Origin of the sequence: Micromonospora psammae (assembly GCF_036902725.1) — a bacterium.
In the GTDB taxonomy this organism is placed as follows: Bacteria; Actinomycetota; Actinomycetes; order Mycobacteriales; family Micromonosporaceae; genus Micromonospora.
Genome location: NZ_JBAKHM010000005.1, coordinates 170,412 through 193,446, shown reverse-complemented (window position 1 = coordinate 193,446; position 23,035 = coordinate 170,412). Strand labels below are relative to the sequence as shown.

Annotated in this window: 21 protein-coding genes and 1 tRNA gene; 10 read left to right on the top strand and 12 right to left on the bottom strand. The window is 73.8% G+C overall.

Annotated elements, in window-relative coordinates:
* The first annotated feature begins 1 nt into the window (after position 1).
* Positions 2-1,111 carry an N-acetylglucosamine-6-phosphate deacetylase gene (gene nagA, locus V6U79_RS10845; protein ID WP_334614546.1) on the top strand — a complete coding sequence of 370 codons (1,110 nt, stop codon included), beginning with the start codon at positions 2-4 and terminating at the stop codon, positions 1,109-1,111.
* Between the two features lie 1,035 nt (positions 1,112-2,146).
* Here nagA and V6U79_RS10840 read toward each other — a convergent pair.
* Positions 2,147-3,358, bottom strand: coding sequence for a DUF4032 domain-containing protein (locus tag V6U79_RS10840; protein ID WP_334614544.1), 1,212 nt, complete (start codon positions 3,356-3,358; stop codon positions 2,147-2,149).
* A gap of 111 nt (positions 3,359-3,469) precedes the next feature.
* Here V6U79_RS10840 and V6U79_RS10835 point away from each other — a divergent pair, with 111 nt between their 5' ends.
* A complete protein-coding gene (locus V6U79_RS10835) occupies positions 3,470-4,237 on the top strand; it encodes a phosphatase PAP2 family protein (protein WP_334614543.1) in 768 nt (255 codons plus the stop codon).
* Positions 4,238-4,248: 11 nt separating this feature from the next.
* The gene (locus V6U79_RS10830) at positions 4,249-5,493 is read left to right on the top strand and encodes an APC family permease (RefSeq protein ID WP_334614541.1); all 1,245 of its coding nucleotides are present in this window, start codon (positions 4,249-4,251) and stop codon (positions 5,491-5,493) included.
* A 39-nt stretch (positions 5,494-5,532) separates the two neighbouring features.
* Here the strand turns inward: V6U79_RS10830 and V6U79_RS10825 are convergent, their stop codons facing one another.
* Complete coding sequence (locus V6U79_RS10825) at positions 5,533-7,332, bottom strand: potassium channel protein (RefSeq protein WP_334614540.1); 1,800 nt, start codon at positions 7,330-7,332, stop codon at positions 5,533-5,535.
* An 88-nt stretch (positions 7,333-7,420) separates the two neighbouring features.
* On the opposite strand from V6U79_RS10825, the gene V6U79_RS10820 reads away from it, so the two are divergent.
* The 4 genes from V6U79_RS10820 (at position 7,421) to V6U79_RS10805 (ending at position 11,466) form a co-directional block, all read left to right on the top strand.
* Positions 7,421-7,900: an MSMEG_6728 family protein gene (locus tag V6U79_RS10820; protein WP_334614539.1), complete on the top strand. Its 480-nt coding sequence runs from the start codon at positions 7,421-7,423 to the stop codon at positions 7,898-7,900.
* Between the two features lie 81 nt (positions 7,901-7,981).
* Entirely contained in the window at positions 7,982-9,508 is a 1,527-nt protein-coding gene (locus V6U79_RS10815; protein ID WP_334521039.1) for an FAD-dependent oxidoreductase, read from the top strand.
* Positions 9,509-9,623: 115 nt separating this feature from the next.
* Positions 9,624-10,799: a hypothetical protein gene (locus tag V6U79_RS10810; protein WP_334614538.1), complete on the top strand. Its 1,176-nt coding sequence runs from the start codon at positions 9,624-9,626 to the stop codon at positions 10,797-10,799.
* A 223-nt stretch (positions 10,800-11,022) separates the two neighbouring features.
* Complete coding sequence (locus V6U79_RS10805; protein WP_334521042.1) at positions 11,023-11,466, top strand: HNH endonuclease; 444 nt, start codon at positions 11,023-11,025, stop codon at positions 11,464-11,466.
* 831 nt (positions 11,467-12,297) lie between these two features.
* Here the strand turns inward: V6U79_RS10805 and V6U79_RS10800 are convergent.
* Positions 12,298-13,065, bottom strand: coding sequence for an enoyl-CoA hydratase/isomerase family protein (locus tag V6U79_RS10800; RefSeq protein WP_334614536.1), 768 nt, complete (start codon positions 13,063-13,065; stop codon positions 12,298-12,300).
* A 225-nt stretch (positions 13,066-13,290) separates the two neighbouring features.
* Between V6U79_RS10800 and V6U79_RS10795 the strand changes: the two genes are divergently transcribed.
* Together V6U79_RS10795 and V6U79_RS10790 are read left to right on the top strand one after the other, a co-directional pair.
* Positions 13,291-14,898, top strand: a complete 1,608-nt coding sequence (locus V6U79_RS10795) for a succinic semialdehyde dehydrogenase (protein WP_334521045.1) — start codon at positions 13,291-13,293, stop codon at positions 14,896-14,898.
* Between the two features lie 5 nt (positions 14,899-14,903).
* Positions 14,904-15,512, top strand: a complete 609-nt coding sequence (locus V6U79_RS10790) for a TetR/AcrR family transcriptional regulator (RefSeq protein ID WP_334614535.1) — start codon at positions 14,904-14,906, stop codon at positions 15,510-15,512.
* Here V6U79_RS10790 and V6U79_RS10785 read toward each other — a convergent pair.
* The 7 genes from V6U79_RS10785 to V6U79_RS10755 all read right to left on the bottom strand — a co-directional run bounded on the left by V6U79_RS10785 (position 15,500) and on the right by V6U79_RS10755 (position 18,906).
* Positions 15,500-16,114, bottom strand: a complete 615-nt coding sequence (locus tag V6U79_RS10785) for a histidine phosphatase family protein (RefSeq protein ID WP_334521048.1) — start codon at positions 16,112-16,114, stop codon at positions 15,500-15,502. The genes V6U79_RS10790 and V6U79_RS10785 overlap by 13 nt on opposite strands.
* Before the next feature lie 155 nt (positions 16,115-16,269).
* Positions 16,270-16,689, bottom strand: a complete 420-nt coding sequence (locus V6U79_RS10780) for a VOC family protein (protein WP_334614533.1) — start codon at positions 16,687-16,689, stop codon at positions 16,270-16,272.
* 35 nt (positions 16,690-16,724) lie between these two features.
* On the bottom strand, positions 16,725-17,129 hold the full coding sequence (locus V6U79_RS10775; protein WP_334521053.1) for a helix-turn-helix domain-containing protein: 405 nt from the start codon (positions 17,127-17,129) through the stop codon (positions 16,725-16,727).
* Between the two features lie 208 nt (positions 17,130-17,337).
* A complete protein-coding gene (locus V6U79_RS10770) occupies positions 17,338-17,847 on the bottom strand; it encodes a GNAT family N-acetyltransferase (protein WP_334614599.1) in 510 nt (169 codons plus the stop codon).
* Between the two features lie 144 nt (positions 17,848-17,991).
* Complete coding sequence (locus V6U79_RS10765) at positions 17,992-18,477, bottom strand: hypothetical protein (RefSeq protein WP_334614531.1); 486 nt, start codon at positions 18,475-18,477, stop codon at positions 17,992-17,994.
* Positions 18,478-18,510: 33 nt separating this feature from the next.
* Positions 18,511-18,744, bottom strand: a complete 234-nt coding sequence (locus V6U79_RS10760; RefSeq protein ID WP_334614529.1) for a hypothetical protein — start codon at positions 18,742-18,744, stop codon at positions 18,511-18,513.
* Positions 18,745-18,829: 85 nt separating this feature from the next.
* Positions 18,830-18,906, bottom strand: a tRNA-Thr gene (locus V6U79_RS10755).
* A gap of 365 nt (positions 18,907-19,271) precedes the next feature.
* Here V6U79_RS10755 and V6U79_RS10750 point away from each other — a divergent pair.
* Positions 19,272-20,363, top strand: coding sequence for an ABC transporter ATP-binding protein (locus V6U79_RS10750; RefSeq protein ID WP_334521062.1), 1,092 nt, complete (start codon positions 19,272-19,274; stop codon positions 20,361-20,363).
* Positions 20,364-20,442: 79 nt separating this feature from the next.
* On the opposite strand, the gene rlmB is transcribed toward V6U79_RS10750, so the two are convergent.
* Both rlmB and cysS read right to left on the bottom strand, forming a co-directional pair.
* Positions 20,443-21,573: a 23S rRNA (guanosine(2251)-2'-O)-methyltransferase RlmB gene (gene rlmB / locus V6U79_RS10745; protein ID WP_334614527.1), complete on the bottom strand. Its 1,131-nt coding sequence runs from the start codon at positions 21,571-21,573 to the stop codon at positions 20,443-20,445.
* A complete protein-coding gene (gene cysS, locus V6U79_RS10740; RefSeq protein WP_334614525.1) occupies positions 21,573-22,988 on the bottom strand; it encodes a cysteine--tRNA ligase in 1,416 nt (471 codons plus the stop codon). Before cysS ends, rlmB begins: the two co-directional genes overlap by 1 nt.
* Positions 22,989-23,035 lie beyond the last annotated feature (47 nt).

The window sequence follows — 23,035 nt, the reverse complement described above, 5'->3', positions numbered from 1 at the left end:
GATGGCCCTTCGGGTGACCGGCAAGGTGGTGACCCCGACCGGCGTTATCCGGCAGGGGTGCGTGGAGCTGGACGGTGAGCGGATCAGCGCGGTCGCCGAGTACCCGGCGAAGCGGGACGGCCACTGGATCGTGCCCGGCTTCGTGGACATGCACACCCACGGCGGTGGCGGGCACACCTTCACCACCGGGGACGCCGGCCAGGCTCGCGAGGCAGCCGCGTTCCACCTGCGGCACGGCACCACCACCCTGCTGGCCAGTCTGGTCAGCTCACCGTTCGAGCTGATGCGGGCGGCCACCTCCGCGTACGCGCCACTGCGGCACGAGGGAGTGCTGGCCGGCATCCACTTCGAAGGGCCGTACCTGTCGGCGGCCCGCTGCGGAGCGCAGAACCCGGAGTTCCTCCGCGACCCGTCCAGCGACGAGCTGGCCGAGCTGATCGAGCTGGGTGGGGGCGCGGTCCGGATGGTGACGCTGGCCCCGGAGCGGGACGGCGCGCTGGACGCGATCAAGCTGCTCACCTCGCACGGGGTGGTCGCCGCGGTCGGGCACACCGACGCCACGTACGACCAGACCCGCGCCGCCGTGGCGGCGGGCGCGAGCGTCGGTACCCACCTGTTCAACGGGATGCGCCCGGTGCACCACCGTGAGCCCGGCCCGGTGGTGGCCCTGCTGGACGCCCCGAACGTGGTCTGCGAGCTCGTCGCCGACGGCGTGCACCTGCACGACGGGATGCTCACCTTCGCGACCTCGGTCGCCGGCCCGGAGCGGGCCGCGCTGATCACCGACGCGATGGCAGCCGCCGGCATGCCCGACGGTGAGTACGAGCTGGGCGGCCAGGCCGTCACCGTGACCGACGGGGTGGCCCGGCTGGCCTCCGACGGCGCGATCGCCGGCAGCACCCTCACCATGGACGCCGCGCTGCGCCACGCGGTGGACGCCGGCATCCCGATCGCCGACGCGGTCCGCATGGTGGCGACCACCCCGGCCCGGGCCATCGGCCTGGGCGACCGGGTGGGCGCGCTCCAGGTCGGCCTCCGGGCGGACCTGGTCGTACTCGACGACGAGCTGAACGTGGTCCGGGTGATGCGCGGCGGCACCTGGCTGGACTGATCGGCTCCGGACCCCCGCTGTCGCCCCCCGCGACGCCGACTCGCGGCCGGGGGCCCCGGAAGCTCCCGGGCCGCGACGCTTTCGGCCCCCCTGACTCCGGGGCTTCCGGCCTCGCGGGGCCTCCGGGCTCGCGCGGCTCCGGACCTCCCGCGGCTCCGGCCTCCCCCGGCTCCCAGCCTCCCGCGCTCCCAGTCTTCCCCGGCTCCCGGCTCCCGGCCTCCCGAGGCTCCCGGCCCTCCGAGGCTCCCGGCCCTCCGAGGCTCCCGGCCCTCCGAGGCTCCCGGCCCTCCGAGGCTCCCGGCCCTCCGAGGCTCCCGGCCCTCCGAGGCTCCCGGCCCTCCGAGGCTCCCGGCCTCCCGAGGCTCTTGGAGGTCGCACTTCTTCTTGGCGTCCTTTAGAGCTGATGACGTAACCGAGTCAAGGCTGGTCAGCCTCGGCTTCTACGCGCCCGGTCCGCTCAGCTGCCACGGCAGTCTGACGCCATTGAGCTGATCAGGGCTCGGACGCCCTCGGAGTTGACCTGTTCGCCTCGGTATCGGACCTGCTGCTGGCAGGCGGTCGGCGGACCGTAGCTCCGGTCCCTGCATCTCGGCCGCGACGTGATTCGTTTGTGCTATCAGCTCTAAAGGACGCACATCACTGCCCAGGGGTTCGCTCGCGGCGTCGAGGCCCGGGCCGCGTCTGCGAGCCGCCACCCTGCACCGGACAGGCCAGGACCGCAGGGCAGGCCAGGACCGGCAGGGCAGACCTGGACCGGCAGGGCAGACCTGGACCGGCAGAGCGGACCAGGACCGGCAGAGCGGACCAGGACCGGCAGAGCGGACCAGGACCGGCAGAGCGGACCAGGACCGGCAGAGCGGACCAGGACCGGCAGAGCGGACCAGGACCGGCAGAGCGGACCAGGACCGGCAGAGCAGGTCAGGACCCGCAGAGCAGGCCGGAGCGGCCGGGGAAGGCGGAGCCTCAGCCGCTTGAGAAGGCGGAAGAGGCAGGGAAGGCGGAGCTGCCGGGAGGCCGGGGAGGCCGGGTCGGGCGTCAGCCGGCGTTGGGGACCTCGACGCCGAGGACGGCCTGTTCGTCGGGGCGGTGCACCAGCACGTCGGCCAGGAACGACTGCACCGCCGGTCCCATGCCGACGTCCCGACCGGCCTGCTCGGAGAGCAGCCACTTGTGCTCGATTATCTGGGCGAACAGCTCCTGCGGCTCCAGCTTGCGCCGCAGGTGTGCCGGCACCGCCCGGACCACCGGCTCGAAGACCTCGGTCAGCCAGCGGTGGGCGGCCTGCTGCTCGTCGGTCAGGTCGCTCTCCACCCGGTACGCGTCCAGGTCGTTGAGGAGCCGGCGGGCCTGGTTCTCCTCGGCGTCGAGGCCGGTCAGCCGGAGCAGCCGGCGGGTGTGGTAGCCGGCGTCGACGACCTTCGGCCGGACCAGGTAGCGCCCGTTGTCGACCGTGGAGAGGGCCACCTCGGCGACGTCGAAGCCCAGCTCGTTGAGACGGCGGATCCGCCCCTCGATGTCGTGCCGGGCCTCCCGCTCGACCTGCTGCTCGTAGGTGATCTCGTGCCAGAGCCGCTCGTAGCGCTGCACGACCTCCTCGCAGACCACCTCGGGGTCGATCGACTCGTGCAGGAGCCCGGCCGCCTGGAGGTCCAGCGCCTCACCGAAGATGTTCACCCGGGCGATCTCCAGGTCCTCGCCGCGCTGGCCGTTGGAGAGGGAGCTGTGCAGGGCACCGGTCTCGGCGTCCACCAGGTAGGCGGCGAACGCCCCGGCGTCCCGGCGGAACAACGTGTTCGACAGCGAGCAGTCGCCCCAGAAGAAGCCGGTCAGGTGCATCCGGACGATCAGGGCGGCGAGCGCGTCGAGCAGCCGGCTCATCGTCTCCGGACGCAGGGTGTGCGAGAAGAGCGCCCGGTAGGGCAGCGAGAACTGGAGGTGCCGGGTGATCAGCACCGACTCGAGGGGTTCCCCGTCCTCGGTCTGCCGGTCGGCGACCACCGCCACCGCCTCGACCGACGGGAAGTCGATCCGTTCCAGGGCCCGGAGCAGGTCGTACTCCCGCTCGGCGATCCGCTCGCGGGTCTCCTTGAACGCGTACACGTAGTCACCGAGCCGGACGAACCGGACGATGTGCCGGGAGATGCCCTGCGGCAGGGCCACCAGGTGCTCGGCAGGCCACTGCTCCAGCGGGGTCGACCAGGGAAGGTCGAGCAGCGCCGGGTCGACGAGGGCCGAGGTGATCCGCACGGGGACAAGTGTGACCGCTCCCCCGGCGCAGCGCCGCTCTACGTGGTTGGGCCCACAGGCACCCCGGCCCCGTCCCGGTCCGCCATCGACCGCGGCCGGTAGCGTGGCCGGGTGCGGGAAACCACGACGGTACGGCGCAGAGCGCGGCTCCGACCGGTCCGCCCGGCCGGCTGGTGGTTCGATCTGCTGCTCCTGGCGGCCCTGGTCGGGCTGACCGTCGCGTTGAGCGCCGACCAGCTCTTCGGCATCGACCGCGCGGTGGCCGACTGGGCCGACGCGCACCGGCCCACCGCCGCCCGGTGGACGGCGGTGATCCTCAACTACCTGGGGCAGGGCACACCGCTGACGCTGATCGCCGCGGGGCTTGGCGTCCTGCTGGCCGTCCGGCTCCGGTCCGTCCGCCCCGTGCTGCCCCCGGTGGTCGCCTTCGCGCTGACCTACCTGACCATCGGCCCGCTCAAGGTGTGGACGGCCCGGCCGGCGCCCAGCGCCAGCACCAAGGAGCCCTTCCTGCCGCCCGCACAGACCCTGCCGCTGTTCCAGGACGAGCTGCCGGTGCGGTTCGCGCAGTCGTACCCGTCGGGGCACGTGGCCAACGCGATCGTCTGGTACGGCGTCATCGCCCTGCTGCTCGCGCCGCTGCTGCGCAGCTTCGGCCGGCAGATGCCGCGCCGGGTGGTCGCCGTCGTCCGGGTGGTACCGCCGGCGGTGGTGCTCTGCACCACCACCTACCTGGGCTGGCACTGGCTGACCGACTCGGTCGCCGGGCTGCTGCTCGGGCTGCTGCTGGACCGGTTGCTGCACCGGGTGCCGTGGGACGACGTGCCGCTGCCGCGCAGGTTGCGGGAGCGTGACCGGCCGTTCATCTCGCACCCCTAGGGTCTGCGCACGTGGAGCGGCTGGCGCGGCGGTTGGGCGTACCCGATGCGGTGGTCATCGGGCTGGGATCGATGCTCGGCGCGGGCGTCTTCGTGGTCTTCGCCCCGGCCGCGGCGGCGGCCGGCGGTGCCGGGCTGCTGGTGGCGCTGGCCCTGGCCGGCTTCGTCGCCTTCTGCAACGCGACCAGCTCGGCGCGGCTCGCCGCCCGCCACCCCGAGTCCGGCGGGACGTACGTCTACGGGCGGGAACGGCTCGGCCCGTTCGCCGGCTTCCTGGCCGGTTGGGGATTCGTCGTCGGCAAGACGGCGAGCTGCGCGGCGATGGCCCTGACCATCGGGGCGTACCTGTGGCCGGGCCAGGCCCGGCCGGTCGCGGCCGGTGCGGTGCTCGCGGTGACCGCGGTGAACCTGCGCGGCATCGCCCGGACCGCCACCGCGACGAAGGCGCTGGTCGTGGTGGTGCTGGCCGTGCTCGCCCTGGTGGCGGTGACCGGGATCGCCGCCGGCGAGGTCTCCCTCGACCGGCTGGGCAGCGGTGACGGGACCGTCCGCGGGGTGCTCACCGCCGCCGGGCTGCTCTTCTTCGCCTTCGCCGGGTACGCCCGGATCGCCACCCTCGGTGAGGAGGTACGCGATCCGGAGCGGACCATCCCCCGCGCGGTGCCGCTCGCCCTGGGCGTGGTGCTCGCCGTCTACCTGGTGCTCGGTGTGGTCACCGTCGGCGTGCTCGGGGCCGACCGGCTGGCCGCCTCCGCCGCGCCCCTGGCCGACGTGGTGACCGCCGCCGGGCTGCCCGGCCTGGCCTGGGTGGTCCGGGCCGGCGCGACCGTGGCGGTGACCGGTGTGCTGCTCTCCCTGCTCGCCGGGGTCGGCCGGACCCTGCTGGCGATGGCCCGCCGGCGGGACGTGCCGGGGGCGTTGGACGCCGTGCACCCGGTGCACCGGGTGCCGCACCGCGCCGAACTGGCGGTGGCCACCGTGGTGATCGTGGTGGTCGCGCTCGGGGACGTGCGCGGGGCGATCGGCTTCTCCAGCTGCACGGTGCTGGTCTACTACGCCATCACCAACGCGGCGGCGCTGACGCTGGGCCGTGACCCGGCGCGCAAGCTGCCCGTCCGGCTCCTCGCCGGGCTGGGGCTGGCCGGCTGCCTGCTGCTCGCCGTGAACCTGCCGCCGGCCAGCGTGCTCACCGGTCTCGGCGTACTCGCCCTCGGCGCCGCCGGGTACGCCCTGCGCCACGCCCGCCCCGCCCGGTGACCTCCGGCGGAACCGGCCGCGTGAGCACCCTCCGCGGCGTCACTGTTCGTCGGCGGTCCGCTGCGCCGGGGGGCCGCCGGGCGCCACCGGCGGGGGCGGGGGCGCCGGTGGGGCGGTCTCCCGCAGCAGGGCGCTCAACCCGGCGCGCCGGGCCACCACAGTCAGCCGGTCCCCTGCGGTGATCACCATGCGGGGGTCGGCCGACCAGTCGACCTTCTGCCCGGCCCGGGCGTGCCCGAGCAGCCGGACCTCGCCGGGGCGGGCCACCGCGGCGAGCGGGCGGCCGTCCAGCGGGGCTCCGGCCACCACCGGCACCTCCACCACCAGCAGGGCGTGCCGGTCGACCGGGATGGTGGCGATCACCGCCCGGTCCAGCAGCGCGGCGGCGAACGCCGGTGCGGCCAGGTACGACACGCTGCGCGAGATGCCGATGCCGAACGCCTTCTGGATCCGCTCGGCGAAGTCCCCGTCGAAGAGCCGCAGCACCACCCGCACCTCCTCGTTGAGCGCCCGGGCGTTCAACGCGGCCCGCAGGTTGACCCCGTCGTCGGTGGAGACCACCACCAGCGCCTGGCAACTCTCCACCGAGGCCGACCGCAGCGTCTCCTCCCGGGCGGCGTCCCCGACGATCAGCGGCACCCCGAGCCGCCGGGCCAGCGCCGCGCCGCGCGCCTCCCCGGTGCGGTCGATCGCCACCACCTCGACGCCGAAGTCCCGCAGCTGCGCCATCACCCGGGTGCCGATGTTGCCCAGCCCCACCACCACGACGTGCCCGGTCCGGTCGGGCTGGATCCGGCCGGTGTGCAGGGCCAGCCGGGCGTTGACGATCCCGTCGACCACCACGGCGGTGATCAGCGGGATCAGCGCCAGCCCGGCCAGGTTGAGCACCACCTGCATGACCTGCGCGGCGGCCGGCTTGGTGACGTCGGGATCCTGGCCGCTGAGCGTGGTGACCAGGGTCAGGTAGAGCGCCTCGGCCCAGCTGACATCGGCCGCGCGGCCGTTCAGCCAGCCGAGCACGGCGATCACCGCCAACAGCGCGAGCACCGCGATGCCGATCTTGCGGGTGGCGAAGCTGCGGACCGCCCGCAGCAGCACCGCGACCGGCTGCCGACGGCGCCGCGCCCGGACCAGGCGGCGGGCCGCCAGCTCCGTCCCGGGCGGCTGCCCGGTCGCCTCGGCGAGCACCACGTCGGCCGCCGCCTCGTCGGCCGGCAGCACCCTGACCAGCTCCGGGTCCGTGGTGACGGCCAGGCCGCTGACGACGTCACCGGGGCGTACGTCCTCCCGCCGGGCCACGTACAGGGTGCGGCCGCCGTGCCGGAAGTGGGTCGGGGCGACCTCGCCGAGCGCGGCGGCGACGAAGGCCGGGGCGGCCATCGAGGCGTCCGAGAGCACCGCCGAGTCGGGGAAGAGCTGCCGCAGGCCGTTGGCGAGGCTGGTGTTGAACATCCGTACCACCAGCCGCAGCCGGGGTTCGACCTCCTGCGCGCAGAGCGCGGCGTGCATGTTGCCGACGTCGTCCTGGTGCAGCAGCGCCAGGCCGTCCGCGCCGGCCAGCCCGGCCCGGCGGAACGTCGCCTCGTCCAGCCGGTCGGCCCGGACCACCTGCACACCGTCGAGGTCGCGCCCGTCCGGCCCGTCGGAGCGGCGGCGTTCCGGCACGACCAGGGTGATCCGGACCCGCCCCTGCGGCAGCTCGGTGGCGAGCAGCGCCCGCACCACCCAGTAGGCGAGCGGGTCGTTGCCGCAGATCACGTAGTGCGCCCGGGTGTCGCCGTTCATCCGCAGCCGCCAGCCGGTCGCGCGCCGGGCACGGTCGCGCAGGGGTTCGGCCATGACCGGATGGTAGTCAGCCGGTCGCGCCGCGCGCAGCCCGGCGATCATGGGGGGGCATGGCGGGGCCGACGGCGGGTAGAGCACCGGCATGCAGACGTTCCTCCCGTATCCGGACTTCCTGGCCAGCGCCCGCGCGCTCGACCAGCGGCGGCTGGGCAAGCAGCGGGTGGAGACGATCCAGGTGCTGCGCGGTCTGACCCGGCCGAACTACGGCTGGCGCAACCATCCGGCGGTCAAGATGTGGGCCGGCTACGAGGAGGCGCTCACCCGGTACGGGCTGGACATGTGCGCGGTCTGGTCCGAGCCGGGCCGGGCGGACACCTGCGCCGCGACCATGAGCACCGACCTCGCCGCGGCCTGCGGGATCGAGCGGATCCGGACCCAACGGGAGCTGGCGGAGGCCGGCGAGCTGCCACCCTGGTTGGGCCGGGAGGACCTGCACCTGAGTCACCGCTCCTCGCTGCTGCGCAAGGATCCCGACCACTACGGCCCCCAGTTCGGCGACGTCCCACCCGACCTCGAGTACGTCTGGCCTCCCTCCGACCGCCCCCGCCGCTGCCTGCCCTGAGGGAGAGCTGCCGGCCGTCGACGGGGTCCTTCCGGTCACATCTCCGGCAGACTGGGACTTCCTCGGGCGGGGAAGGTGCACATGGCGCTGTCGCAACTGCTGGGTCGGCTCATCGGCGTACGCGAGCACGTGGTGGACCCGGGCGGTGGCGGCGCCCCCCGCGTGCCGCGTCCGGTCACGGCGGTGGTGGTGGGGGGCGGGATCGCCGGCGTGTCGGCGGCGGTGGTGCTGGCCGAGCGCGGGGTGGACGTGACCGTGCTGGAGGCCGCGCCGACGTTGGGCGGCCGGCTGGGCGCCTGGCCGGAGGCGCTCGCCGACGGCCCGCAGTTCAACGAGCACGGCTTCCACGCGTTCTTCCGGCAGTACTACAACTGGCGGTCGATCCTGCGCCGGGTCGACCCGGGGTTGGGCTTCCTCAAGCCGATCCCCGGCTACCCGATCCTGAGCGGGCAGTGGCCGACGGAGGAGTTCGGCAAGCTGCCGCCGGCCCCGCCGCTGAACCTGCTCACCCTGCTGCTGCGCAGCCCCAGCCTGCGCCTGGCCGACCTGCGCGGGATGGACCGGGACGCCGCGCTGCCGCTGCTCACCTACGACCCGGAGCGCACGTACGCCGAGTTCGACGCCACCACCGCCGACGAGCTGCTCACCTCGCTGCGGCTGCCGGACCGGGCCCGGGCGATGCTCTTCGAGGTCTTCTCCCACTCGTTCTTCAACCACGAGGCGGAGATGTCCGCCGCCGAGATGATCGCCCAGTTCCACTTCTACCTGCTGGGCAACCCGGAGGGGCTGGCCTTCGACTGCCCGGACGAGGACTACGCCACGGCGATCTGGCAGCCGCTGACCCGGCACGTGGAGAAGCACGGCGGCCGGGTGGTCACCGGCGCCGCCGCCACCCGGCTGGACCGTGCCCCGGACGGTTGGCGAGTGACCACCGCCGACGGCACCGGGTACACCGCCGGCCACGTCGTACTGGCGGTCGACCCGCCGGCGCTCGCCGCGCTGGTCGCGGCCTCCCCCGGCCTGCGCGGGGCGGCGCCCCGGCTGGTGGCGCGAATGCCCGCGTTCGGCCGGGCCGGTCCGCCGTACGCGGTGGCGCGGTACTGGATGGACGGGGACGTCCGTGCCGACCGGGCGGTGTTCAGCGGGGTGTCCCGGCAGCCCACCCTGGACTCGGTGACCCTCTACCACCGGCTGGAGAACTCCTCCCGCCGGTGGGCCGAGCGGACCGGCGGCTCGGTGGTGGAGCTGCACGCGTACGCCTGTGACGAGGGCGTGCCCGCCGAGGAGCTGGCCGAGCGGATGCGGGTCGAGCTGACGACGCTCTGGCCGGAGGCGGCCGGGCTGCGGGTCCGCGAGCTGCGCGCCCGGGTGGAGGCGCAGGCCCCGGCGTTCACCCCGGGCAGCCACGCCGGCCGGCCGGGGGTACGCACCGACGCCGGCGGGCTCTACCTGGCCGGCGACGGAATCCGGACGGAGTTCCCGAGCGCGCTGATGGAGCGGTCGGCGGCGACCGGCATCCTGGCCGCCAACCACATCCTGCGCGCCGCGGGCGCGGCGGCCGAGCCGGTCCGGTCGGTCCGCCCGCGCGGCCTGCTCGCCCGCCGCTGAGGGATACCTCCGGGACGCGATCTTCGGCGAATCGCCCCTTTTGTCCGCCTGACCGCTCTACGCTCGACTGACGTCGATCGACGCCGGCGAGCAGCCGGCACGGGAGGTCAGGAGGGTGTCGCCACTGCACCGGTCCGGTGTGGACGCCGCACCGGACCGCACCGAGGACGGACGCGACGACGCGTACGGGCTGCTCCGTGACGAGCGGGCGTGCATCGTCATCGCCCTGCGGCTGGGCTGGTGGATGGCGGACGCGTACCACCGGGCGCGGACCGTCGACCTGACCGGCCGGGACGACCGCCCGGTCACCCCGCCCGCGAAGCTGTCCAACCTGACGGAGATGCCGGGCCGGCAGCGGATGCGGATGTACCTCGACGCGGTGGAGGTGGCCCTCGATCAGATCGCCCAGCTGACCAGCACCGACCGACCCGGTCCCGCCACCGCGACCGCCCGCGACCGCCTCGGCGAGGGCGACCGTCCCGTCGAGGTGACCGGGCTGCTGCTCGCGCTGGACGAGTTGAACGTCGACGTGCTGGGCTGGGCGACGGCCACCAACCACCGGGTGGGGCTGGCGTACCGGCTGGGCCGCTCGCTGGCCGACACCGTACGGGAGGGCGACGCCGACGAGCTGACCCGGCGCTTCGGCGGCCGGCACGTGCAGATCAGCCGCTGGCTGGACGAGCTGGCCAGCGTGCTGCCCCCGTACTCCGCGGCGGTGGTGCGGCGCTCCCTGGCGGCGTGGGCGACGGCGGTCACCCGGGTCGGGGGCGCCGACCCGGCCGAGCTGTCCCGCCAGTTGCGCAACCAGGGTGAGCTGTGGCGCGGGGTGCTCACCGGTGGGCTGCACCCGCGGGACCTGCTCGACGAGGAGAACTGGGCGATCGTCGCCCGCAACCTGATCATCCGGGACCGGCGACTGGTGGTCCAGGCCGCCCGGGGAATCTTCTGGCCGGTGCTCGTACCCCTGCTGGTGGTGCTCGGCGCGGTCGTCGGGCTCAGTGCCGCCGCGGCGGCCGGCTCGCCCACCACCCGGGCGGCCGTCGCCCTGCTCGGCCTGGGCGCCGGGCTGACCGCCATCTGGCGCTCGGTCTCCGGACCGACCCTCTCCGTCGCCGCCGAGATCAACCGGCCGCTGCTGGACAGCGAGCTGACCACACAGATGGCGGTACGGATCAACAGGCCGCTCGCCGCCGCGCAGGCGGCCGGCCCCGCCGCGCGCCAGAGACGCCCGGACCGGGCCGAGGGCGAATCGAAATACGTTGCCCCTCTCTCCGGGGTGGACCTACCGTGATCGCGCAAGGTCAACCAGCCCGCCGGGAGTCAGTCATGCCGTTGTCGCACGTCACGTGCGCGTGGTCGACGCTGCCGTCGGACGGTCGCCGAGCCGAAGGTCCCTGGGACAACAGGCCCGACTGACGCGTGCCCGCACGCGTTGCAGCCGCCCGTCCCGCACCGGACCGGGCGGCTTCTCGCTGTCCGGGCCGGTCCACCGCCGATCGTGAAGGGAGAGCCCGGTGGACGCCGTCCTCGTCATCAACGCCGACCTCGGCCCGCTGCACCGGGTCACCGTCCAGCACGCGATCCGGATGCTGTGCCGCCGGGTCGCCGAGATCCACGAGGCCGAGCCGGACCAGGTGATCGGCGTCTTCCCGATGCCGAGGGTCGTCCGGCTCGTCCGGTACGTGGTCACCCGCTGGCGGTTCAGCGCCGGACCGGCCTGGTCCCGGGCCGGCGTGCTGCGCCGCGACGGGCACCGCTGCGCCTACTGCGGCGGCCCGGGCAGCACCATCGACCACATCCTGCCCCGCTCGCGCGGCGGCCGGAACACCTGGAAGAACACGACCACCGCCTGCTACGCCTGCAACCAGCGCAAGGGCGACCGGACGCCGGCAGAGGCGGGCATGCCGCTGCGCCGCGAGCCGGTCACGCCGAGCTGGGCCGCGTTCGCCGGGCGGTGACCAAGCCGGCCGGCGGGCACAGGGGGCCGCGTCGGAGGTGTACGCCTCCGGCGCGGCGCCCGCCGGCCCCGGTCCCGTTTCTGGTGCCGGCCTCGTGCCGGCCTCGGTGCCGATCTCGGTGCCGCTTCGGCGCCGACCCAGCCCGGCACGGGTCGGTGACCGGTGCCGGTGCCGGTGACCCGTGCCGGTCCAGCGCATCACGGCCGGTGACCGCTGTCGGTGCGCCGGGCACCACGGCGGGTCCCGGCCCGTTGGCGCCTTGGACTCCGCCGGCTCGGCGGGCCGGGGGCTGAGCCTCCGCATGCATGACGCCGGGTGCCAGTGCCGCCCCTGACGGGACCGGCGCCGGAGGAAGAGGGGGTCGACGACGCTTTGGACCTGATGTCGTAAACGACTCAAGCGCGCGAAGCCGCAGGCCCGCCACGAGTCGGCAGCCCGCGGGCTCCAGCGCAGGCCGGTGACGGCACCGTGCCGAGCCGGCACGGTCCGAGCCGGCAGACCGATCGTCATCAGCTCCAAAGCACCCGGCATAGGGCAGGCGGGTGAAGGCAACCGCGCATGAGCCAGCCCGGTCCGAGCCGGCAGGCCGATTCGTCCACGTCACCAGCTCCAAAGCACCCGGATCAGCACAGGAGGGTGACGCCACCCGCGCCCGAGCCGCCCCCGTCCGAACCGACACGATGATTCGTCCACGTCATCAGCTCCAAAGCGTCCGCGAGAGACGTCCCACGGTGCCGGGGGCGGCCCCCTGCGCCGGACGGGATCACGATCAGGAGCGGATGAAGCAGCGCGGCGGGCGATGGTCGTACCTGTGGATCAGGGCGGGGGCGCTCAGGGCCGGTCGGACGGCGTCCAGCCGAAGTTGGGCGCTCGGCGCTCGCGGTGGGCCGCGATGCCCTCGCGGGCCTCGCCGCTGTCCCGTACCTTCCGGTGCCACCAGGCGATCCGGGCCGGCCCGGCCCGGTCGTCCACGATCTCCTTGGCGGCGGCGACGCTGAGCTGCGAGCGCTGCGCGATGGCGGCGGTGATCGCGTCCACCCGGGCGGTGAGATCGTCGACCACCTCGTCCACGAGGCCGACCCGCAACGCCCGCTCGGCATCGATCAGCTCGGCGGTGAAGAGCAGGAACTTCGCGGTGGCGGGGCCGACCAGCTGGGTCAGCCGGCGGGTGGTCGGAGCCGGGTAGACCAGCCCGAGCCGCGCCGGCGGCACGCCGAACCGGGCGTCCGGGGCGGCGATGCGCAGGTCGCAGGCGACCGCGAGCTGGCAGCCGCCGCCCACGCAGGGCCCGGCGACCGCGGCGACGGTCGGCTTGGCGAAGGCGGCCAGCCGCTCCTCGGCGACCACCGCGATGCTGCCGTCGCCGGCTTCCAGCAGCTCGTCCAGATCGCCCAGGTCCGCCCCCGCGCAGAAGGTGCCCTCCGCACCGGTCAGCACCAGGGCGCGCACGGTCGGGTCGGCCTCCAGCCCGTCCAGCAGCACCGGCAGCTGCCGCCACATCGCCGGGGTCATCGCGTTGCGCCGCGCCGGGTTGCGGATCGTCACCGTCGCCACCGCGCCGGTCACCTCGACGGTCAACCCCGCGTCGGACACCGCCACCACCCCTTCCGTGCCGGTCGGCGCGCGCCGACGCCGGTCCGGCGACCATAACGGCGCGGGCCCGACGACCACCCGCGAGGGGTGGCGCGGGAGAAAGGGGGGCAACCGGCACCGCCGCCCCGGACGCCCACCGCCGCCCCGGACGCGACCCGCTTCCTTCTGATCGACACCGCTGCTTCAGCCCGAAACTTTGCAACGCGACGTTGCGTTGCGTACCGTGGCCGCATGACCGCTGCCGCGTTGACCCCCCAGACCGCCCCGCCCGGCAACCCGGCCGTCGGCGGCGCCCCGCCGGCGCTGCCCGCCGGGGTGGATGCGCTGGTCGACCAGGTACGCGGGACCGGTCCCACCTTCACCGCCACCTCGCCGCTGACCGGCGCGGCGACGGTGGTCGTACCGTCGAGCGGCCCGGCCGACGTGGACGCCGCGTTCGCCGACGCGGCCGGCGCGCAGCGGGCCTGGGCGGCGCTGCCGGTGACCCGCCGGGCCGCCGTCCTCCTCCGGCTGCACGACCTCGTGCTCGACCGGCAGGCCGACGGGCTCGACCTGGTCCAACTGGAGGCCGGCAAGGCACGGCGACACGCCGTCGAGGAGATCCTCGACGTGGCGATCACCGCCCGCTACTACGCCCGCGCCACCGCCCGGCTGCTGCGCCCGCGCCGCCGTGGCGGTGCCCTGCCGCTGCTCACCCGCACCCGCGAGCTGCGCTTCCCGGTCGGCGTGGTGGGCGTCGTCTCGCCCTGGAACTACCCGCTCTCGCTCGCCACCGCCGAGGTGCTGCCGGCCCTGATGGCGGGCAACGCGGTGGTGCACCGACCCGACCCGGCGACCATGCTCACCGCCCTCTGGGTCCGCGCCCTGGCCGTCGAGGCGGGGTTGCCCGCCGCGCTCTGGCAGGTCGTCGCCGGCGAGGGCGCCGACGTCGGTCCGCTGGTAACCGAGCGGGCCGACCTGGTCTGCTTCACCGGCTCCACCCGGGTCGGCCGGGAGGTCGCCGCCCAGGCCGCGCGCCGGCTGGTCCCGGCGTCGCTGGAGCTGGGCGGCAAGAACCCGCTGCTGGTGCTCGACGACGCCGACCTCGACCGGGCGGTCGAGGGGACGATCCGGGCCTGCTTCGCCAGCGCCGGGCAGCTCTGCGTCTCCATCGAGCGGGTGTACGTCGCCGACCGGCTGCACGACGAGTTCCTGCGCCGCTTCGTGGCGCGTACCGCGACGCTGCGGCTGGGGATCGGCGGCGACTTCGACGCCGACCTCGGCTCGCTGGCCTCCGCACGCCAGCTCGACACGGTCACCGCGCACGTCGCGGACGCCGTCGAGCACGGCGCCACCGTGCACACCGGTGGTCGGCACCGACCCGACGTCGGCCCGTACGTCTTCGAGCCGACCGTGCTCACCGGTGTCACCCCCGGCATGCGGATGTACGCCGAGGAGACCTTCGGGCCGGTGGTCGCCGTCCACCGGTTCCACACCGACGACGAGGCGGTCGCCCTGGCCAACGACACCGCGTACGGCCTGAACGCCAGCGTGTTCAGCGGCTCCGGCGCGCGCGGCGAGGCGGTCGCCGCCCGGATCGAGGCGGGCAGCGTCAACGTCGACGACGGCTACTCCGCGGTCTGGGGCAGCATCGACGCGCCGATGGGCGGGTGGAAGGACTCCGGGCTCGGCGGCCGGCACGGCGCCGACGGGCTGCTCCGCTTCACCCGGGTCAAGACCGTCGCCCGGCAGCGCGGGCTGGACCTCGCCCCGGCGTACCACCGGCCGGGCGCGGAGACCGCGGCCTGGACCCGCCGGATGACCACGGCGCTGCGCCTGCTGCGCCGCGTCGGCCGGTGACCGGCGTGGCGACGGCCGGTCGCGGGCCGCGCGGCGCGGCCGCCATCCACGCCGCCGTGCTCGACCTGCTCGACACCGACGGGTACGCCGGGCTGACCATCGAGGGGGTGGCCCGCCGCTCCGGGGTCAACAAGAGCACCCTCTACCGCTGGTGGCCCTCGAAGCCGGCGCTGGTGGCCGCCACCTTCCGGCACGCCATCGCCCGGGACCTGCCGGTGCCGGACACCGGCACCCTGCGCGGGGACCTGGTCACGCTGCTCCGGGCCAAGGCGGCCTTCCTCGGTGCGGGGCCGGGCCGGCTCGCCGCCGACGTGCTCGCGCACACCGGCGCCGACCCGGAGCTGGCCCGGCTCGCCGACGAACTGCTCGGCCAGCACTGCGCCCACGTCGCCGAGATCACCGCCCGGGCCCGCGACCGGGGCGAGCTGAGCGGACCGGTGGACGACCTGCTCCTGGCCGACCTGCTGCTCGGACCGGTCTGGCTGCGGGCCGTGGTGACCCACCGTCCGTTTCCGGCGGCGGACGCGGACGCCCTCGTCGACACGTTGCTCGCCGGCCTGCCCACGGCGCCCGCGTCCCGACCCTCACCCCCGCGCGCCGGTCACACCCGATAGTCGCTGGGCAGCCCGGTGCCGCGCAGCTCGGGCGGCAGGTGCGCCACGTCGTTGAAGGCGACCAGGTTGGGCGGCCCGGACGAGCTGTAGCGGATCACGGTCAGCCCGGCGTTGTGGTGGTTCACCCCCAGCCAGCGTCGTTCCGGGGCGTCGAGGGCATGCCGGACCAGCCAGGCGATCAGGAAGTTGTGGGTGATCACCAACTCGCGGACGTCACCCTCCGCCGGGGCGGTGGCGAAGCGGGCGACGGCCTCCGCCGCCAGTCGCGGCCCGTCGACCCGCTCGCGCGCCGAGAAGCGGGCCAGGAAGCTCGCGTACGCCACGGGCAGGCCGGCCGGGTCGGTGTCGTGCGGGAGATGGGCGCCGGCCAGCTCGGTCTCGTACACCGGGACCTTCGGCAGCGACGCGGCGACCAGCTCGGCGGTCTCGGCGGCCCGGCGCAGCGGGCCGTGGTGGACGGCGCGCAACGGTACGGCCCGCAGCCGCTGGCCGAGCAGCGTGGCCTGACGGCGACCCCGCTCCGAGAGACCCACCTCGGGCGACTCGACCTCCGGGCGGTCCTGCTCGCCGTGCCGAGCCAGATAGAGCAGTCGCGTGGCCATCGTCGTCTCCTCGTGTGGCCGGGAGGCGCGATGCTAACCCGCGCCTCCCGGCCGCCGCCGTCCCGCTCACGCTCAGCGAGGCGACCGTCGCAGCGCTCCCACGAAGGTCGCGGTGACCCAGGCCCAGCCGGCGGACACCGCGAGGCCGAAGGCGATCAGGCCCGGGGGAACATCTGGCCGATGCGGATCTTGTTGCCGAACGGGTCGCGGATGCCGAAGTCGATCCCGTACGGGCGCTCCATCGGCTCGTCGGTGATCTCCACACCCTTGGCGACCAGATCCTCGTACGTCTTGTGGGCGTCGTCGGTGGTCATGAAGAGGTAGCCGCCCAGCGCGCCCTTGGTGAGCAGCTCGCGGACCTGCTCGGCGGTGGCCGGGTCGAGCGCCGGCGGTCCGGGCTTCTCCAGCAGGATCTCGCGCTCCCGGTCGCCCGGGAGGTTGACCGTGAGCCAGCGCATGAAGCCGAGGTCCTGGTCGGTGTTGACCTCCATGCCGAGCTTGCCGACGTAGAAGTCCAGGGCCTCGTCCTGGTCGAGGACGTAGATCTGGGAGCGGCTGATCGCGTTCATCGTCATGCCCACGACGCTAGAGGTCGGACGTGACCTGCCGCTTATCCGAAACTGCTCGGTCTGGTCCAGGCCTTGGTGAAGCAGCTGGGCACGCGCGCGGCGGCGGCCGACCGGCGCCGGCGGAAGTCGCTCGGCGACTCGCCGACGATCTGCCGGAACGTCCGGCTGAACGTGCCGAGGCTGCTGAAGCCGACCGCGAAGCAGATGTCGGTGACGTCCCGGTCGCTCTCGACCAGCAGGGACATCGCCCGCTCCACCCGACGGCGTTGCAGGTAGCGGTGCGGGGTCTCACCGAAGGTGGCCCGGAAGGTACGGATGAAGTGGGCCTGGGAGACGTGCGCGATCCGGGCCAGCGCCGGGATGTCCAACGGCTGGGCGTACGCCCGGTCCATCGCGTCCCGGGCGCGCAGCATCGCCCGGTTGGACTCCTCCACCGCGCGACTCATCGACCTCGCCTCCCCCGCGTCCGCCCAGGTTATCGGGCGGGTGGGTCCAACGGTGGCGAGCCCGGTTCGAGGAAGCCGCGACCACCGCCGCGCACGCCCCGAACGTCAGGTCATGGTGGTCGGCAAGCGTCCTCAGCAGCCGGCCGTCCTCCGGAACGTCCTCCTGGGCCATGTCGATCATGAGGTCGCGGGGTGGTGACCGGACCGGTCAGCGCGATGCCAGCACCACCATCGGTACGTCTCCCTCGGCCCCGTCGAGGTCCGGGCGCCGTACCAGGCCCGCTGCCAGCGCCGTACGCAAAGACGGGACGTTGTCGGCGGTGGTGCGGGCCAGCACAGGCAGGTCCGGTTGGTGTGCCGCGGCCCAGGCGACCGCGTACCGGGCCGTCTCGGTGGCGTAGCCACTGCCCCAGTGCTGCGGCGCGAAGCGGTAGTACAGGTTCAGCACGGAACGTCCGAGCCATCGTCCGTGGCGCAGCCCGGCAAAGCCGATGACCTCCGCGCTACTCACGGGCTGCACCGCCCAGTATCCGAACCCGTGCGTCCGCCAGTGATCGAGCCACTGATCGAGCAGTGCCACGCTGGTCTCGACGCCAACGTGTGGGCCGTCCGGGTTGAACTGGTTGGTCCGCGGATCGCCGTGGATCCGGAACACGTCCGGCAGGTCAGCCGACGTGGGCCGGCGGAGCAGCAACCGCCCGCTCTCCGTGCACCGCACCTCCGGGTCCTGTCCGCCGACCCGCGGCGTACCGGTCTCGTCCACGCGGGGTCTCCTCCCGTCTCCCGCCGTCCGGTAGGCGCAACCGTCCCACAATTCTTCGCCCCGGGTGGGGCACGACGGCTCGGCAGCGGGGCGCCTTGCTCACCCGTGCCAGGCGCCGCCGCGGGTCCATCCCGGCATGAACCGAGCCCAGGTGATCGGCCCGGCCAGCCACAGGTAGGCCACCATCAGAGCCAGTCCGCCACCGCCGGTCGAGAGCAGCAGCCAACGGGGCAACTCACGCGATACCGGGGCCGGGGCACACGTGGTGGGCGTGTGGTCCACGGTCATCCGCGTCCCCGGGGGCGGGACCTGCTCTCCCGGAAACGCCGTCCGCCCGATGCCACACAGGACCGGGCCGTCTACCGTCTCGATCCCCAGCAGCGCTGTGGCGGGCAGGCCGCCGCGGTCGGTCTCGACGGAGACCACGGTGCCGGGGACCAGCTCGCCGGCCTGCGGTGGCGGTCCCAGATCGGCGAAGAGGCCGGCCAGGAGCAGCCCGGTCGACGCCACGACGCCGACGATGGCGAACCTGGGCCACAGCGGTAGCCGAGCGGCCCGCCGCCGCGCACGGCCGGACAGAGGCATGGCCGAGAGGCTAGTCGGGTCGACCAAGACTCGTCATGATCTCGTACCCGAGAGGCGTGTGACCTGAGGGCGGGCGTCGAGGAGGCGGTCGAGATTCACGGCGGTGCTGATCATTGCGATGGTCATAGCGGTGGTGGCAGCCAGCCAATTCGTGCTGCCCAGCAGCGTGTGGAGGGCGGCTTCGCTCCCAACGAAGGCCATCGCAACGATCGCATCCGTCGCGGCCGTCTTCTGGATGATCGCGATGATGTTCGCCCCTCGGGTCACCGTGCTCGCCTTACGGGGAGAGCCGGTGGTAGCGAGAGTGGTACAGCACGCGCGGCAGCGCCCGGTGGAAGCTGCGTAGTGGAGTTGGAGCCCCCGGCCGGGATCGAACCGGCGACATCTCGCTTACAAGGCGAGTGCTCTGGCCAGCTGAGCTACAGGGGCGCATGTGTCGACGTCAGCATAGCGACTGGCGTCCGGAATTCCCGCCCGGCAGGCCGCCGAGCACGGAAAACGTCGATCGTTGGCGCTCTTCGCCGACCGACCGACGCCGAAGGGCAGGATCGGCCGAGGGGATTCCTGCCCGCCCGTGCCCGACTGACCGGAATGCGTATGCGGTCCATCCCTTCCGGCGTCCCCCGTCTTGGCAGGCCCGGAAAAGGCGTTTACCGTGCAGTCACGCGGGCGACACCCCCACCGGCTCCGGCCGACCGGTTGCGCCGTCCGCGGACCGGCACCGACGCGGTGCCGGTGGCTCCTTCACTCGGATCGTCCGGCACGTTCCTGCCGGTGAAAGGAAGCGCACCACCATGGCTACGGTCACGTACGCGAAGGCCTCCCGGATCTACCCGGGCACCGAACGCCCCGCGGTGAACCAGCTCGACCTCCAGATCGGCGACGGGGAGTTCCTCGTCCTGGTCGGCCCGTCGGGTTGCGGCAAGTCCACCAGCCTGCGGATGCTCGCCGGCCTGGAGGACGTCGACGACGGCGCGATCTACATCGACGACCGGGACGTCACCCACCTTCCCCCGAAGGCCCGCGACATCGCGATGGTCTTCCAGAACTACGCCCTCTACCCGCACATGTCGGTGTACGAGAACATGGCGTTCGCGCTGAAGCTGCGCAAGACCCCGAAGGACGAGATCGACCGGCGGGTCAAGGAGGCGGCCGGGCTGCTCCAGCTGGAGGAGTACCTCAACCGCAAGCCGAAGGCGCTCTCCGGTGGTCAGCGCCAGCGGGTCGCGATGGGCCGGGCGATCGTCCGGGAGCCGCAGGTCTTCCTCATGGACGAGCCGCTGTCGAACCTCGACGCCAAGCTCCGCGTGCAGACCCGTACCCAGATCGCCTCGCTGCAGGCCAAGCTCGGCATCACCACGGTCTACGTCACGCACGACCAGGTCGAGGCGATGACCATGGGCCACCGGGTGGCGGTCATGCTCGACGGCATCCTCCAGCAGGTGGACACCCCGCGGGCGCTCTACGACACCCCGGCCAACGTCTTCGTCGCCGGCTTCATGGGCTCCCCCGCCATGAACATCAAGACCGTGCCGCTGAACGACCAGGGCGCGGCCTTCGCCGAGATGCACATCCCGCTGACCCGCGAGCAGGTCGAGGCGGCCCGCGCCGAGGGCGGCGACGGCAAGGTGACCGTGGGCTTCCGTCCGGAGGACTGCGACCTGGTCAGCCCGACCGAGGGCGGCATGCCGGTCGTCGTCGAGCTGGTCGAAGACCTCGGCTCGGACGCCAACGTCTACGGCCACGCCGCGCTGGAGGGCCACGACGAGCGCTTCGTCGTCCGCACCGACCGGCGCACCATGCCGAACATGGGTGACACCGTGTTCGTCAAGCCGCGCGCCGGCCAGAGCCACATCTTCCACGCCACCACCGGCAAGCGCATCTGACGTACGCCCTGAACTGACGTACAGCGAAGGGGCGGTCCGCCACGGCGGACCGCCCCTTTCGTCTGCGTGAACCGGTCGGTCAGCCCTCGGCGGCGCGGCGGCGGGACACCTCGGCGAGGGTGACGGCGGCGGCGACGCTGGCGTTGAGCGACTCCACGTCGGAGATCATCGGGATGCTGACGGTCAGGTCGCAGGTCTCCCCGACCAACCGGGACAGCCCGCGCCCCTCCGAGCCGACGACCACGACCAGCGGGCCGACCGCGGCCTCCAGGTCGTACAGGTCGGTCTCGCCGTCGGCGTCCAGGCCGACCACCATGAAGCCGGCGTCCCGGCAGGCCTTCAACGCCCTGGTCAGGTTGGTGACCTGGGCGACGGGCACCCGCGCGGCCGCGCCGGCGGAGGTCCGCCAGGCGGTCGCGGTGATCCCGGCGGCCCGCCGCTCGGGTACGAAGACGCCCTGCGCGCCGAACGCGGCGGCGGAGCGGATCACCGCGCCCAGGTTACGCGGGTCGGTGACCCCGTCCAGCGCCACCAGCAGCGGGGCGGTGTGCTCCACCGACGCGGCCAGCATGTCCTCGAAGGGCTCGTACGCGAACGGCGGCACCTGGAGACCGACGCCCTGGTGCAGCACCCCGCCGGTCATCCGGTCCAGCTCGGCCCGGCTGACCTCCAGGATGGCGATGCCCCGGTCGGCGGCCGTACGGATGATCTCGTTGACCCGGTCGTCGGCGTCCATGCCCTGCGCGGTGTAGAGCGCGGTCGCCGGCACCTGCGTGCGCAGCGACTCCAGCACCGGGTTGCGGCCGACCAGCAACTCCGGGCTGTCCTTGGCCGGGTTGGACTTGCGTCCCGGCGCGACCCGCGGACCGGTCCGGCCGGTGGGCTTGCCGCCCCGGCCGCCGGTGGCGCCCCGGCCGACCGGAACGCCCCGGCCACCGCCCTTGCCCCAGGTGGTGTCCTTCGAGCCCGGCTGGCCGATCTTGGGGGCACGCCCCTCCTCGGCCGCCGCGCGACGCTCCTTGTCCTGCTTCCAGGCGGTGCGCTGGGGCAGCTTCTCGGTGCCCGAGTACGCCTTGTGCCACGGCCGCTCATCGGCGGGCAGGGTCCTGCCCCGCCCGGCCAGAGCGTCCTTGTTCTTGCCGCCGGAGCCCTTCGGGGCGCCCGCCTTCGGGGTCAGACGCCGGCCACGGCGCTGCGAGTTGCCGGCCATCAGTCCTGCTCTCCAATAGTCCATCGGGGGCCCTGGGGGGTGTCCTCCACCACCACGCCGGCCTGCTTCAACTGGTCGCGTACGGCGTCCGCGGCGGCCCAGTCCTTGCGGCTGCGAGCCTGCGCGCGCTGCTCCAGGGCCAGCGCGATCAGGGAGTCCACCACGCCGCGCAGGTCGTCCGCGCGGCCACCGCCGGTCCAGGCGGGGTCCAGGGGGTCGACGCCGAGGATATCCAGCATCGCCCGTACGGCCCCCAGGGTCGTGCGCACGGTCACATCGTCGCCGTCGGTCAGGGCGGTGTTGCCGTCCCTGAGCACCCCCTGGAGCACGGCGAGGGCGGCCGAGGTGTTCAGGTCGTCGTCCATCGCGGCGACGAAGCCGGCGGGCAGCTCGCCGAGCTGACCGGCGCCGACCCGCTCGGCGGCCCGCAGCACGAAGCCCTCGATGCGCCGGTACGCCACCGCGGCGTCGCGCAGGGCCTCCTCGGAGTAGTCGATCAGCGAGCGGTAGTGCGCGGCGGCGTAGTAGTAGCGCAGCTCGACCGGGCGCACCCCGAGCGACTCCACGTACGCCAGGTCGAGGGCGTTCCCCAGCGACTTGCCCATCTTGGTGCCGCCGATGCCGAGCAGCCCGTGGTGCACCCAGTAGCGGGCGAAGGGCAGCCCGGCGGCCTGCGACTGGGCGATCTCGTTCTCGTGGTGCGGGAAGGTCAGGTCCAGCCCGCCGCCGTGGATGTCGAACTCGGCGCCCAGGTAGCGCCAGCACATCGCCGAGCACTCGATGTGCCAGCCGGGCCGGCCCCGCCCCCACGGCGACGGCCAGTAGGCGTCGGCCGGCTCGTCGGACTTGACGCCCTTCCAGAGGGCGAAGTCGCGCGGGTCCCGCTTGCCCCGGTCCGGCGCGTCGCCGGCCGACTGCATCGCGTCCGGCGACGCGCCCGACAACGACCCGTACGCCGGCCAGGAGGCCACGTCGAAGTAGACGTCGCCGGAGCCGTCGGTGGCCGGGTAGGCGTACCCGTCGGCGATCAGCTTCGCGATCAGCTCGTGCATCTCCGGGATGTGCCCCGTGGCGCGCGGCTCGTACGTCGGCGGCAGCACGTTCAACGCCCGGTACGAGTTGGCGAGCAGCTGCTCGTTGGCGTACGCGATCGACCAGAACGGCCGGCCCTGCTCCTGCGCCTTGACCAGGATCTTGTCGTCGATGTCGGTCAGGTTGCGGACGAAGGTGACCTCGTAGCCCGCGGCGAGCAGCCAGCGGCGCAGCACGTCGTAGTTGACGCCGGAGCGAAGGTGGCCGATGTGCGGTGGGGACTGGAGGGTGAGCCCACACAGGTAGACCCCCACCTTGCCGGCTTCCCGCGGGACGAAGTCCCGCACCGATCGGGTGGCGGTGTCATACAGGCGTAGCGTCACCGTACAAGGGTAGCCGTCCACGCATTCCCAGGTCGCCCGGAGCCGGG